Source organism: Polaromonas sp. CG_23.6 (genome assembly GCF_029892315.1).
Lineage (GTDB): Bacteria > Pseudomonadota > Gammaproteobacteria > Burkholderiales > Burkholderiaceae_C > Polaromonas.
Map to the genome: position 1 here is coordinate 1,829,685 of NZ_JARXUY010000001.1, position 12,686 is coordinate 1,842,370.

The following is a 12,686-nucleotide window of genomic DNA, read 5'->3' on the forward strand; positions in this document are numbered from 1 at the left end:
TGAAGAAAAAAAGAATCGGAAATCAGAACTTCAGCACATTCCAGACGCGCGAACCGTTGGTGTCATTGTTGCTGGCTGCAGGCGCCGTGCCCCGGGCGCCTTCGGCCGGCATGACTTCGTAGGCGGCGCCGCCGGTTTTGGGTTGCACCGTGATTTGCTGGGTTTCGCCGCCGACGCGCAACTCGTCGATGCGCGTGCCGCCATCTTCGGTGCGGATGCGCTCAATCTTCCTGTCGGGCCGGGCTTGTTTTTCGCGAACCGCCGCCTCGGCAGGTGCCGGCGTTTGAGCCACGGCCGCAGCCAGCGGCAGCGCTGCAAGGGCAGCGACAAAGAGAAGGCGAAGAGCGGTTTTCATGCTTGTATTGTAGGCGTGCGAAGCCTGGCCCAGGCAGGAATAAAACGGCATGGCACCTTGTCAAATACTCTTTGAATGCCACGGCCAGGCCCATGCCGAAACGCCGCCAAATGGCTGTGTTCACGGGCCGCAAGCGTCTGGCCGATATCCCCGACAATCTCGCCTTATGACCCTTGACAAAAAAACCTTGCTGCTGGTCGATGGCTCCAGCTACCTGTACCGCGCTTTTCATGCCATGCCCGATTTGCGCGTCAACCCTGGCGACCCGGCGAGCCCGGCCACCGGCGCGATTCGCGGCATGGTCAACATGATGCAAAAGCTGCGCAAGGACGTGCGGGCTGACTACGCGGTGTGCGTGTTCGATGCCAAGGGCCCGACCTTTCGCGATGCGCTGTATCCCGAGTACAAGGCCCAGCGCTCCCCGATGCCGGACGACCTGCGCAGCCAGGTCGAGCCGATCCATGAGGTGGTGCAACTGCTGGGCTGGAAAGTGATGGCCGTGCCCGGCGTCGAGGCCGACGACGTGATCGGCACTCTGGCCTGCATGGCGTCCGCCCAGCAAATCGAGGTCATCATCTCCAGCGGCGACAAGGACCTGAGCCAGCTGGTCGATGAGCACATCACCGTCATTGACACCATGAATGACCGCCGTCGCGACCTGGCCGGCGTCGAGGCCGAGTTCGGCGTGCCGCCGCGCCTGATGGTGGACTATCAGGCGCTGGTCGGCGATGTGGTGGACAACGTGCCGGGCGTGCCCAAGGTCGGCCCGAAAACCGCCGTCAAGTGGCTGCTCGAATACGGCTCGCTCGATGCGCTGGTGGCGCGGGCCAGCGAGGTCAAGGGCATCGTCGGCGAGAACCTGCGCAAGTCGCTGGACTGGCTGCCCAAGGGCCGCGAGCTGCTGACGATCAAGAAAGACTGCGATCTGGCCGACTACATCGATGGCCTTCCTGCTATGGAATCAGTAGCTATAGGCGAACAGCAGACGAGCGCATTGAGGACTTTTTATCTTAAATACGGCTTCAAGGGGCTGGCCGGCCAGATCGACGCCGAAAGCACGCCGCCCGAACTGGTCGGCGGTGCCGAGCGCCGCAAGCCGCGCACGCCCGTGGTGTCGCCGGATTCGCCCGGACTGTTTGACGACGACGAAGACAAAGACAAAGAGGCTTCACAGCCCGATGCGCCGCTGGCCGGGCGCGCTAGCAACCTGCTGTATGAAACGATATTGACGTGGGAAGCGTTTGAAATCTGGCTGGCAAGAATCGAAGCCGCCGAACTGGTGGCAGTCGATACCGAAACCACCTCGCTTGACGAGATGCGGGCGCAGATCGTCGGCATCAGCTTCAGCGTCACGCCGGGCGAGGCTGGCTATGTTCCGCTGACGCACGACTACCCCGATGCGCCGGTGCAGTTGCCCATCGACGAGGTGCTGGCCCGGCTCAAGCCCTGGCTTGAAAACCCGGCCCGTTCCAAGCTCGGCCAAAACGTCAAGTACGACCGGCACGTGTTCGCCAACCATGGCATCGAGGTGCAGGGTTATGCCCACGACACCATGCTGCAAAGCTATGTGTTGGAGGCGCACAAGCCGCACGGGCTGTCCAGCCTGGCCGAGCGGCACGTGGGACGCAGCGGCATCCACTACGAAGACCTGTGCGGCAAGGGGGTGAACCAGATCAAGTTCAACCAGGTCGAGATTGCCAAGGCGGCCGAATATTCCTGCGAAGACTCCGACCAGACGCTCGACGTGCACCGCGTGCTGTGGCCGCAACTGCAGGCAAATGAAAAACTGCTGTTTATCTATGAACTGGAAATGCGCAGCAGTGAATCGCTCTACCGCATCGAGCGCAACGGCGTGCTGATCGACGCGCCGATGCTGGCCAGGCAAAGCCATGAACTTGGCCAGCGCCTGCTGCAGCTGGAGACCGAAGCGTATGAAATCGCCGGCCAGCCTTTCAACCTGGGCAGCCCCAAGCAGCTGGCGGAGATTTTCTTTGACAAGCTGGGCATGAAGGTGGTCAAGAAAACCCCAAGCGGCGCGCGCAGCACCGACGAGGAAGTGCTCGAAAAGCTGGCCGAAGACTTTCCGCTGCCCGCCAAGATATTGGAACACCGGGGCCTGTCCAAACTCAAGGGCACCTACACGGACAAGCTGGCGCAACTGGCGTTGCCGCGCACCGGCCGGGTGCATACCCACTATGCGCAGGCTGTGGCCGTGACCGGCCGGCTGTCGAGCAACGACCCGAACCTGCAGAACATTCCGGTCAAGACCGCCGAAGGCCGACGCGTGCGCGAAGCCTTCGTGGCGCCTGCTGGCAGCCAGATCGCCAGCGCTGATTATTCGCAGATCGAGCTGCGCATCATGGCGCATATCAGCGGGGACGAGGCCTTGCTGCATGCCTTCACCGCCGGGCTGGACGTGCACCGCGCGACGGCTGCCGAGGTGTTCGGGGTGGGGCTCGATGCCGTCAGCAGCGAGCAGCGCCGCTATGCCAAGGTCATCAACTTCGGCCTGATCTACGGCATGAGCAGCTTCGGACTGGCGAAAAACCTGGGAATTGAAACCAAAGCGGCGGCCGCCTACATTGACCGCTATTTCCAGCGCTACCCCGGCGTGAAGCGTTACATGGATGAAACGCGCCAGCTGGCCAAGGACCAGGGCTATGTAGAAACGGTGTTCGGCCGGCGACTGTACCTGGCCGAGATCAACTCGCCGAATGGCCCGCGCCGCGCTGGCGCCGAACGGGCCGCCATCAACGCGCCGATGCAGGGCACAGCTGCCGACCTGATCAAGTTGAGCATGGTCAGGGTGCAGCAGGCACTGGACGAAGAACAGCGCCAGACCAGAATGATCATGCAGGTGCATGACGAACTGGTGTTCGAGGTGCCCGAGGCCGAGGCCGAATGGGTGCGCACCGAGATTCCTCGCCTCATGGCCGGCGTGGCCGAGCTGAAGGTGCCGCTGCTGGCTGAAATTGGCTTCGGGCCGAACTGGGAACAGGCACACTGAAACGCGCCATTTCCTGACATGGCATACGGGAGTTGCCGCTGACTTGTACGAAACAGCGCACGATCAGGCGCGTCTTGCACTGCTAACCTTGCTGCATCGGATATTTTTGGACTATTCATCAAAACAGTTTCAGGAATGTTGCCCATGAATGAATGCCTCGGTTTCACAGCTGGCTGCACGCGACGCGACGTTTTTCAGGTCCCGGCGGCTTCTGTTTTGACTGCAGGCGCCGCACATGTTGAGCACGCAGCTGACCGTGAACGGAAAAAGCCACACCCTCAAGGCCGATACACGCACCAAGCTGTTCAATGTCCTGCGCGAGCATTTGCAGCTGACCGGTTCCAAAAAAGGCTGCGACCACGGCCAGTGCGGCGCCTGCACGGTGCTGGTGGAAGGTCGGCGAATCAATGCCTGCCTGACGCTGGTGGCAATGCACGACAGCCAGGCCGTCACCACCATCGAAGGGCTGGCGCGGGGCGACGTGCTGCATCAGCTGCAGGCGTCATTTCTGCAGCATGACGGTTTTCAGTGCGGCTACTGCACGCCGGGGCTGATCTGTTCAGCGGCAGGCATGTTGTCCGAAGTCTGGCTCAGCGTGCCCAGCCATGCCACAGTCGACATTTCCGGCATGTCCAAAGCAGATGCATTGACCGACGAGGAAATCCGCGAACGCATGAGTCTGGGGCGTGGGTTCGGCGCTGCACGAAGAAGCAATCATTGACCCGCGATTCGGTTTTTTCGTCAACCACAACCTGGTTGAATACCATGTGCCCGTGCATGCCGACATACCGGCCATCGAAGCCATCTTCTTGCCCGGAGTTGATGACAAGATCAATCTGCTCAAGATCAAGGTCGTCTGCGAGCTTGGCATCTGCGGCGCCGGTGCAGCGCTGGCCATTGCGGTGTTCAACGCCTGCGGCGTGCGCATTCGCAACTACCCGCTGACGCTCGACAAGGTATTGCCTGCACTTCCGGTCATTGCCTGAAGTTTTCACCTTTTTGTTGTTAGCGCAGCACTTGCTGACCAGTGCTTGACGGGATGCTGGGGCATTGGCTGAATTGCGATGATGCACTGCTGCGCTCCACTGAAAGTGGAGCGCATTTTCAGGCGCTGTCCCAGTCACCCTTGATAATCGGCACGGATTCCGATTTTGCGGTGGACGCCAAAACCGGGTTTTTCATGTTTATCGATCATTTCGGGCTCTGGCCCAATCAGGACGGGCGCAGGCAGCTATGGTTTTAATGGCAATCTTGTTGGGCACCATGGCGGCCGGCATTGGCAGTGTCTGGCTGGCGGCGCTGCTCAGTTTTGGCGCACTGGCCCGCTACACCCAGCACATGCTCAGCCTGGCGGCTGGCGCACTGCTTGGCACGGCCTTCCTGCATCTGCTGCCCGAAGCGTTTGAAAGTCAGGTCGCCCCTGACGATTTGTTTGCCACGCTGCTGGTCGGTTTGGTGTTTTTCTTTCTGCTGGACAAGGCGGAGTTGTGGCACCACAGCCATGAACACCATGGCGAAGGCTCGGGCCACGCGCATGCACCCCACCACCACCATGCCGCGCATGGCCACAGCCATCCGTCCGGTGGCTGGGCCATCCTGGCTGGCGACAGTGTCCATGCCTTCGGTGACGGCATCCTGATTGCGTCGGCCTTCATTGCCGACATGCGCCTGGGCTTTGTCGCCGCCCTGGCGGTGCTGGTGCATGAAGTGCCGCACCACATGGGCGATCTGATCGTGCTGCGCCGCCAGAGCGCCAACAACCGGCGAATTGCCATCGTCAAGGTGTCGCTGGCAGGCGCTGTCACAGCCCTGGGCGGCGTGGTCGGTTATGTTCTGGTGGACCAGTTGTATGGCTATCTGCCGTTTTTCCTGGTTCTGGCGGCCAGCAGCTTCATGTATGTGGCCCTGGCCGACCTGATTCCACAACTGCAAAAACGCGCCTCGATGCAGGAAACCGCCGCGCAGATTGCCTGGCTGGCCATTGGTATCGGGATGGTGATGGCGGTCAGCCGCCTGGCGCACGCGCACTGAATCAAGCGCCGACTGGCGGAAAGCGCAAAAAAAGCACGGCGCTCGTGTCAATGCGCGCGGTACTGATCAAGCCAGCATGATGAACAGCTCAAGTCTAGACTTAATTGCTACTATTTTAATAGCTGAATACGCTTGATGATATTGCGCATAAGGCAGATTTAATCAATATTTGAATATCAACCAAAGGATTGGGCTCAGGACGCTGATTCGGCAAAAACTGCCGTAGGGCTCTCGCCGGCCAGCGCTTGCAACAGATTGGTGGTCGCCAGCACCGCCATGGCGTGACGCGTTTCAAACGTCGCCGAGCCAATGTGCGGCAACGCCGTCACCTTGGGATGCAGGCGCAGCGGCGAATCCATCGGCAGCGGTTCGGTGGCGAACACGTCCAGGCCGGCCGCGCGCAGTGTTCCGTTGTTCAGCGCATGGAGCAAGGCGGTTTCCTGAACGGTAGCGCCGCGTCCGCCGTTGATGAAAATTGCGCCAGGTTTCATCAGACTGAACTCGCGCTCGCCCATCAGGCCCCGGGTTTCGCGCGACAGCGGCAATACAGCAGCCACGATGTCGGCACGCTGCAGCAGTTCATCGAGCGGTGTGTGCGCCGCCTTGCCCGCCAGGTCTGGCGCCTGACTGGCCAGGTCCACCGGGCGGCGGCTGTGGTACAGCACCGGCATGCCAAAGCCCAAGGCGCCACGTCGCGCCACGGCCTGGCCGATGCGGCCGAACCCCAGCAGTCCGAGCGTCTTGCCATGCACGTCCGAGCCGAACAGGTCTTCACCGATGTTGCGTGTCCAGCGGCCTTCGCGCACATGGTTTGCCAGCTCGACAATGCGCCGGCTGGTCGCCATGACCAGGGAAAAAACCGTGTCGGCGGTGGTTTCGGTCAGCACGCCGGGCGTGTGGCACAGCATGATGCCGCGCGCCGCCAGAGCATCGAGCGCGTAGTTGTCCACGCCGACCGATACGCTGGAGATGACCTTGAGCAGCGGCGCCCTGGCCAGCAGCGCTGCGTCCACCGGGTAGCTGGAACCGATCAGGCCTTCAGCGGTCGCCAGCCCGGCCTCGAAGGCCGCCAGCTGCTCGGGGAGGCGAGGGTTGGCGATCGTCACGTCGTGCTGCGCCAGCAGCCGTGCCAGCTGGTCCGGGGGCAATTCCCTGAAGACCAGAACCTTCTGGCGTTGAGTGGTAGCAGCCATTGTCAAAGTCCTGTCGGATGGAATTCAGTGAATTCATTGAGTTCGGCGCGGGTCGGCAGGCCTTCGCTGTCGCCCAGTACCTGTACCGCGCGGGCGCCAATCCAGGCACCGCGCTTGACCGCTTCGACAACGTCCAATCCTTCTAGCAATGCGCTGATCACGCCGACCGCAAACCCATCGCCTGCGCCCACGGTGTCCACCACCTGGTCCACCGGAAAGCCCGGCACATAGCCGCTGCCGGCGGTGTCACTGTCAAAGTACGCGCCTTTCGCGCCGAGCTTGACGACCACCAGTTTGGCGCCTCGTTCGCGGTAGAAGCGGGCAATGCCTTCGGCGCTGGCTTCGCCTGTTAATAAACGGCCTTCTTCCAGCCCGGGCAGCACCCAGTCGGCGCGCCTGGCCAGGTCATTGATCGATTCACGCATCAGTTCGGGGCTGGACCACAAGGTCGGGCGAAGGTTGGGGTCGAACGAGACGCTGCGGCCCGCCGCGCGCATCAAGTCCATGGTCTTGCGCGCAGCGGGCAGGGTGCTGGCCGAAATGGCGGCAAACACACCGGTGGCATGCAGGTGGCGCGCCGACTGCAGCCAGGCCTCGTCAATGTCATCTACACACATATGACTGGCCGCCGAACCATGTCGGTGGTATTCCACCTCCGGGTCAGTGCCATTCAACACCATGGACTTGAACTGGAAACCGGTCTTTTGTGATGGGTCGCACACCACGTGCGTGCAGTCGATGCCTTCCTTTTGCATGGCGGCCAGCAAATACCGGCCCATGGAATCGGTGCCCAGGCGGCTGCCCCAGCCGACCTTCAGGCCCAGCCTCGCCAGGCCGATGGCGACATTGGTTTCGGCACCGGCGGTGCGCTTGTAAAAAGCTTCGGCCTGCTCCAGCGGGCCGGGCCGGTCAGCGACCAGCAACAGCATGGCTTCGCCAAAGGTGATCACGTCCAGGGCGGGTGTCATAGGAGCTTCATTTTTGCGATAACGGAAAAGGAGAACGGTTTGCCATGACGGCAGCCACGCTGCGCAACTGGTCGATTTCGTGCCGCGTGACGGCCAGGATGTCGTCGCCGATCAGCGGGTATTCGATGGCCCACGGCACATCGGCCGGCAGGGCGCGCAGCACGGCACGCCAGGGCGCACTGGATTCAGCCAGCGGCACGGCCACCCAGCGATGCGGCAGGCGCTGCACGCCCTTGCAATGCACGTAGCGTACCTGGGTGGCCAGCGCGGCAGCGGCCAGCAGCGGGCATTCGCCGGTCCAGTGCCAGTTGCCCATGTCGAAGGTCATGGCCACGAAAAGGCCCTGGTCATTGGCCGCATCAAAAAAGTCCTGCAGTGCGGGCAGGGTGCCGGCCGTGGGTGTCTGGTCGTTCTCGATCACGAGTTCGATCTTGGCCGTCTGCAGGCTATCCCGCAGCGTCATCAGGCTGGCGCGGGACGCAGCGCTAAAACCACCAATCGCCATTTTCAGCCGTGGTGCGCCTAAAGTTTTGGCGGCCTGCAGGGCGTTCTGGAGTGCCGTCCTGTCCAGCGCGCCGTCAGCCGTCCAAAGGCCGTCAGCACTTGAATACACCACGCGCATTTTGGTGTCGTGAAGCGCTTGGGCCAGGGCGGGTAGTTCCCTGGCAGCATCGACCAGCAGTTCGCTGCGCACTTCGATGCCGTCAGCGCCGGCTTCGTGGCTCAGTCGGGTAAACCAAAGCTGCCCATGGCGGCGCACTTCAGCGGCGCCAAAAGCGGTCAGGGAAACCAGGATGGGCGGCGCGCCCGGGGCTACTGGGACTTCAGTGCGCATGTTGCGAATTCAGGATCTGGCCGAGGAAATTACGGGTTTTTTCGTTTTGCGGGTTGCTGAAGAACTGCTGCGGCGGCGCCTGCTCGATGATCTGGCCGTCGGCCATGAAGATCACCCGGTCGGCCACGCTGCGGGCAAAGCCCATTTCGTGCGTGACGCAGAGCATGGTCATGCCGTCGTCGGCCAGGCTGATCATGGTGTCCAGCACTTCCTTGACCATTTCCGGGTCGAGCGCCGACGTCGGCTCGTCGAACAGCATGATCTTGGGCGTCATGCACAAGGCGCGCGCAATGGCCACGCGCTGCTGCTGGCCGCCTGACAGTTGGCTCGGGTATTTTTTCGCCTGCTCGGGAATGCGCACGCGGGTGAGGTATTTCATGGCGATGGTTTCGGCTTCCTCCTGCTTCAAGCCGCGCGAGCGCATCGGCGCCAGCGTGCAGTTCTGCAAAATCGTCAGGTGCGGAAACAGGTTGAACTGCTGGAACACCATGCCGACTTCCTGACGCACCGAATCGACATTCTTGCCGCCGGCCGTCAGGTCAATGCCATTGACGACGATGCGCCCCTTTTGCACCACTTCGAGCCGGTTGATGCAGCGAATCAACGTTGACTTGCCCGACCCGGAGGGCCCGCAGACCACAATGCGCTCGCCCGGCGCAACGCTCAGGTTGATGCCGGTCAGCACCTGGAACTTGCCATACCACTTGTCCACCGCCTCGATGCGGATGATGGGTTCAGCGCCGTCAGCCGGCGAGGGGGAATGCATTGTGTCTGTCATAAAAGCACCGTGGTCCGTTGCGTCTCAAGGATTACTGCAGCTTGGGCAGGTCTGTCTGCAGCCATTTCTGGTACAGCTTGTTGAGTTCGCCATTGGCCGTGTTGCGGGCGACAAAGTCGTCCACAGTCTTGAGCAACTCGTCCTGGCCGGGACGCATGGCCACGCCCATGACCTGCTGGCGCAGCAGGAACTTGTTTTCATACGTATTGGCCGGGGCGCGCTTGGCAATCTGCGCGGCCACGGTGGTCGAGCAGCCGATGGCGTCCACCTGTCCCGACAGCAGCGCCTGCATGGCCGATGCGTCGTCGTCGAAGCGGCGGATTTCGGTGCCTTCGGGCGCCACGGCGGTCAGCGCCACGTCCTGCGTACTGGCACGGGCGACACCGACGCGCTTGCCCTTCAGATCGGCCGGCGACTTCAGGTCAGCCTTCTTGTCGCCATACAGCACAATGCTGGCGGCAGCATACGGCTTGGAAAACTGCACCTGCTTGGCGCGCTCGGGTGTGACGGCCAGCGAGGCGACCAGCAGATCGACTTTGTTGGTGAGAAGAAATGGAATGCGGTTCGGGCCGGTCACCGGCACCAGATTGACCTTCACGCCCAAATCCTTGGCCATCAGGCGCGCCACGTCAGCGTCGTAGCCGTCGGGCTGGTTGCTGCTGTTCATTGTGCCGTAGGGCGGAAAGTCCACCAGCATGCCGACGGTCAGCTCGCCTTTTTTCTTGATCTCGGCCACGCTTTGCGCGTTGGCGGCGGGTGCCCAGACGCCCAGGGTGGCGGCCAAGCCAAGGGCCAGCGCAGTGCTGGTGAAAATGCGGCGTTGCAGATGCTTGGTCATGGTGAAGTCTCCAGTTGGTATTGAAAAACAAGTCGAAAGTGGGGCCGAATCAGCGTGCCAGCGCCGCGGCCTGCCGGCGTTCCATGCGCGCAGCCAGCAGTGACAGGGGCCAGCACAGTGCAAAATAAATCGCTGCCACCACGCTGAACACGATCAGCGGCTGAAAGGTGGCGTTGTTGATGATCTGGCCGGCACGTGTGATTTCAGTGAAACCGATGATCGCCGCCAGCGACGTGCCCTTGATGATTTGCACCATGTAGCCGACCGTAGGCGCCAGCGCAATTTTGAAGGCCTGCGGCAGGACGACAAAGCGCATGCGCGAGACATAGGACAGGCTCAGCGCGTGCGCCGCTTCCACCTGGCCGGCAGGAATCGCCTGAATGCAGCCGCGCCAGATTTCGCCCAGGAAGGCACTGCTGTTCAATATCAGCGCCACACCGGCCGCAACCCACGGGTTGATGTCAAAGCCCAGCACCGGCGCGCCGAAAAACACCAAAAACAGCTGCAGCAGCAACGGCGTGCCCTGGAATATCTGGATGAAGACACCCGACACAAACTGGGCCAGCTGGTTTTCAGACGTGCGTGCCAGCGCCACCAGCAGGCCCCCGATGGCGCCGCCGATGAAGGCGATCAGCGACAGCAATACCGTCCACTGCGCCGCCTGGAGGATGAACAGGAATTCAGGAAATCCGAAAGTACGCATTACCGACGATCCGGGTAGTTGAGGCTGATCTTGTAGATCGCGCGGAACAGCGCCGAGAACGACATCGCCAGCAGCAGGTAAATGCCTGCCACGACGATGTAGATCTCAAAGCTGCGAAAGGTTTGCGACTGCAGGTTGGCGGCCACCGAGGTCAGGTCTTCTGCGGAAATGGCCGACACCACTGCCGAACTCAGCATCAGCAGGATGAACTGGCTGGTCAGCGCGGGGTAGATCGCCTTGAGCGCCGGCTTCAAAATGACAAAACGAAAAATCTCGTGGCGCTTCAGGTTCAGCGCCAGGCCGGCTTCGATCTGACCCTTGGGAATCGACTCGATACCGGCGCGGATGATTTCGGTTGCGTAGGCGCCCAGGTTGATGACCAGCGCCGTCAGCGCCGCTGTGTAGGCCGACCAGCGCAGGCCGAGCGCTGGCAGGGCGAAAAAGAAAAAGAACAGTTGCACCAGAAACGGCGTGTTGCGGATCAGTTCGATGTAGGCGTTAATGACAAAGCGCAGCGGTTTCGGCCCGGCGGTCTTGCCCCAGGCGCAAACGATGGCCACCACCAGCCCGAGCAGCATCGCCAGCAACGACAGCTCAATGGTGTTCCATGTGCCCTTGAGCAGCAGCGGCCAGGCTGCAAAAACGTCGCAGAACTGGAAGCTGTAGTTCATGGGTGGAGCGCTGGCGTCGTAAAAAACGTCATGGCCTTATGGACGGTGGAAAAGATAAGTTGCTCTGGAAACATGGCGAGGCGTTGGTTTTTGTTAATCCTGAAACCGGTTTCATTGAATTATAAAATCAAGGGTACGGGGTCTGTAACTCCGTGAAAACCCTAGCTTGTTGAAATAACTACGGTGCCACCGATACCGATGGAACCGATGAGCCGCGCGGCAAAAGGCGGCCTGACAACAGAATCTGGCGCGGCGGCAGGTCCAGACCCTGGAGCCGTTCCATCAAGCAATTGGCCGCCAAACGGCCGATTTCGTCAGTGGGTTGGGCGATGGTGGTGAGGCCGGGGCCAATGTAAGGCGACCATTCGGTGTCGTCAAAACCCACAAGCCCCAGGTCGCCGCCCAGTTGCCAGCCAAGTCGCGCCATGCTGGCCACCACCCGCAGCGTGACCACGGCATTGCTTGAAATGACACCTGCCAATTGCCCGCCGGCGCGCTGCCGCTGGTCGCGCAGCGCCTGGTCCAGCGCGTCGTCGCTGTCTTCCGTACTTTCAAAAGTATGGCCCTGAAGGTCTGGAAACTCTGGCTTGGCATTGCCAATGAAGCTGCGAAACGCCGTATCGCGTTCCACACGGGAACTCACGTTTTTGACCGGCTCCGAGATAAACAGCAGTTCGCGGTAGCCGGCTTCAACCAGATGGCGCGCGCCGAGCTGCACGGCGCCCGCATTGTCGAGGGAGACAAAGTCGGCCTGCATGTTTTGGTGGCGCCGGTCCACCAGCACCACGGGCTTGCCGTGACGGGCTGCATCGGCGGCGGCGCCGGCGTCGCCGCCCAGTGTGTTCAGGATGAAGCCTTCGACCTGATACGCCGAGAGTGCTTCAATGGCTTTGCCCTCGCAACGGCTGTCATTGCCGAGGTTGAACAGCATCAGCAGGTAGCCGGCTTCCTGACAGGCCTTTTCGGCGCCACGCAAAACAGCCACTGAAAAAGGATTGGTCACGTCGGCCACCACCAGGCCGATCAGCCGTGAGCGGCCGCGCTTGAGCGCCCGCGCCATCGGGCTGGGGCTGTAAGACAGTGCGGCCACCGCCACCTCGACGCGCGCGGCAATGTCGGGCGTGAGCAGGGTTTCACGGTGGTTCAGGAAGCGCGACACCGTGGCTTTTGAAACACCGGCTTTGCGAGCGACATCTGCAATCGTGGCCCGTGCAGGGGAGCGTGTGATGGAAGGCTGGATTTTTGGCAAAGACATGGACAGAGCGGGAGTGAAAAGCAGAAAGTTTTTGACGCAGTGTTGAAACCAG

The 12,686-nt window shown here is 61.6% G+C and carries 13 protein-coding genes; 4 read left to right on the forward strand and 9 right to left on the reverse strand.

What is annotated here, in order from left to right; translation table 11 throughout:
• Positions 1 to 22 precede the first annotated feature (22 nt).
• Positions 23 to 355, reverse strand: coding sequence for a hypothetical protein (locus H4V98_RS08620; protein ID WP_231374655.1), 333 nt, complete (start codon positions 353 to 355; stop codon positions 23 to 25).
• Positions 356 to 521: 166 nt separating this feature from the next.
• Between H4V98_RS08620 and polA the strand changes: the two genes are divergently transcribed.
• From polA to H4V98_RS08640, 4 genes are all read left to right on the forward strand, one after another.
• Positions 522 to 3,362, forward strand: coding sequence for a DNA polymerase I (gene polA / locus H4V98_RS08625; protein WP_280757437.1), 2,841 nt, complete (start codon positions 522 to 524; stop codon positions 3,360 to 3,362).
• A 235-nt stretch (positions 3,363 to 3,597) separates the two neighbouring features.
• Entirely contained in the window at positions 3,598 to 4,083 is a 486-nt protein-coding gene (locus tag H4V98_RS08630) for a 2Fe-2S iron-sulfur cluster-binding protein (protein ID WP_348535221.1), read from the forward strand.
• Positions 4,049 to 4,348, forward strand: coding sequence for a hypothetical protein (locus H4V98_RS08635; protein ID WP_280757438.1), 300 nt, complete (start codon positions 4,049 to 4,051; stop codon positions 4,346 to 4,348). The genes H4V98_RS08630 and H4V98_RS08635 overlap by 35 nt, the downstream gene beginning before the upstream one ends.
• Before the next feature lie 247 nt (positions 4,349 to 4,595).
• The gene (locus H4V98_RS08640) at positions 4,596 to 5,393 is read left to right on the forward strand and encodes a ZIP family metal transporter (RefSeq protein WP_280757439.1); all 798 of its coding nucleotides are present in this window, start codon (positions 4,596 to 4,598) and stop codon (positions 5,391 to 5,393) included.
• 194 nt (positions 5,394 to 5,587) lie between these two features.
• Here H4V98_RS08640 and H4V98_RS08645 read toward each other — a convergent pair whose 3' ends face one another.
• The 8 genes from H4V98_RS08645 to H4V98_RS08680 form a co-directional block, all read right to left on the reverse strand.
• Positions 5,588 to 6,586: a D-glycerate dehydrogenase gene (locus tag H4V98_RS08645; RefSeq protein ID WP_280757440.1), complete on the reverse strand. Its 999-nt coding sequence runs from the start codon at positions 6,584 to 6,586 to the stop codon at positions 5,588 to 5,590.
• 2 nt (positions 6,587 to 6,588) lie between these two features.
• Positions 6,589 to 7,554, reverse strand: coding sequence for a sugar kinase (locus H4V98_RS08650; RefSeq protein ID WP_280757441.1), 966 nt, complete (start codon positions 7,552 to 7,554; stop codon positions 6,589 to 6,591).
• Positions 7,555 to 7,561: 7 nt separating this feature from the next.
• Positions 7,562 to 8,389, reverse strand: coding sequence for a TIM barrel protein (locus tag H4V98_RS08655; RefSeq protein WP_280757442.1), 828 nt, complete (start codon positions 8,387 to 8,389; stop codon positions 7,562 to 7,564).
• A complete protein-coding gene (locus H4V98_RS08660) occupies positions 8,379 to 9,167 on the reverse strand; it encodes an amino acid ABC transporter ATP-binding protein (RefSeq protein ID WP_280757443.1) in 789 nt (262 codons plus the stop codon). The genes H4V98_RS08655 and H4V98_RS08660 overlap by 11 nt, the downstream gene beginning before the upstream one ends.
• A 31-nt stretch (positions 9,168 to 9,198) precedes the next feature.
• Entirely contained in the window at positions 9,199 to 10,005 is an 807-nt protein-coding gene (locus H4V98_RS08665) for a transporter substrate-binding domain-containing protein (RefSeq protein WP_196862875.1), read from the reverse strand.
• 49 nt (positions 10,006 to 10,054) lie between these two features.
• Positions 10,055 to 10,708, reverse strand: a complete 654-nt coding sequence (locus H4V98_RS08670; protein WP_280757444.1) for an amino acid ABC transporter permease — start codon at positions 10,706 to 10,708, stop codon at positions 10,055 to 10,057.
• Positions 10,708 to 11,379, reverse strand: coding sequence for an amino acid ABC transporter permease (locus tag H4V98_RS08675; RefSeq protein WP_280757445.1), 672 nt, complete (start codon positions 11,377 to 11,379; stop codon positions 10,708 to 10,710). Before H4V98_RS08675 ends, H4V98_RS08670 begins: the two co-directional genes overlap by 1 nt.
• A gap of 178 nt (positions 11,380 to 11,557) precedes the next feature.
• Complete coding sequence (locus tag H4V98_RS08680) at positions 11,558 to 12,634, reverse strand: substrate-binding domain-containing protein (protein ID WP_196862872.1); 1,077 nt, start codon at positions 12,632 to 12,634, stop codon at positions 11,558 to 11,560.
• Positions 12,635 to 12,686: the final 52 nt, after the last annotated feature.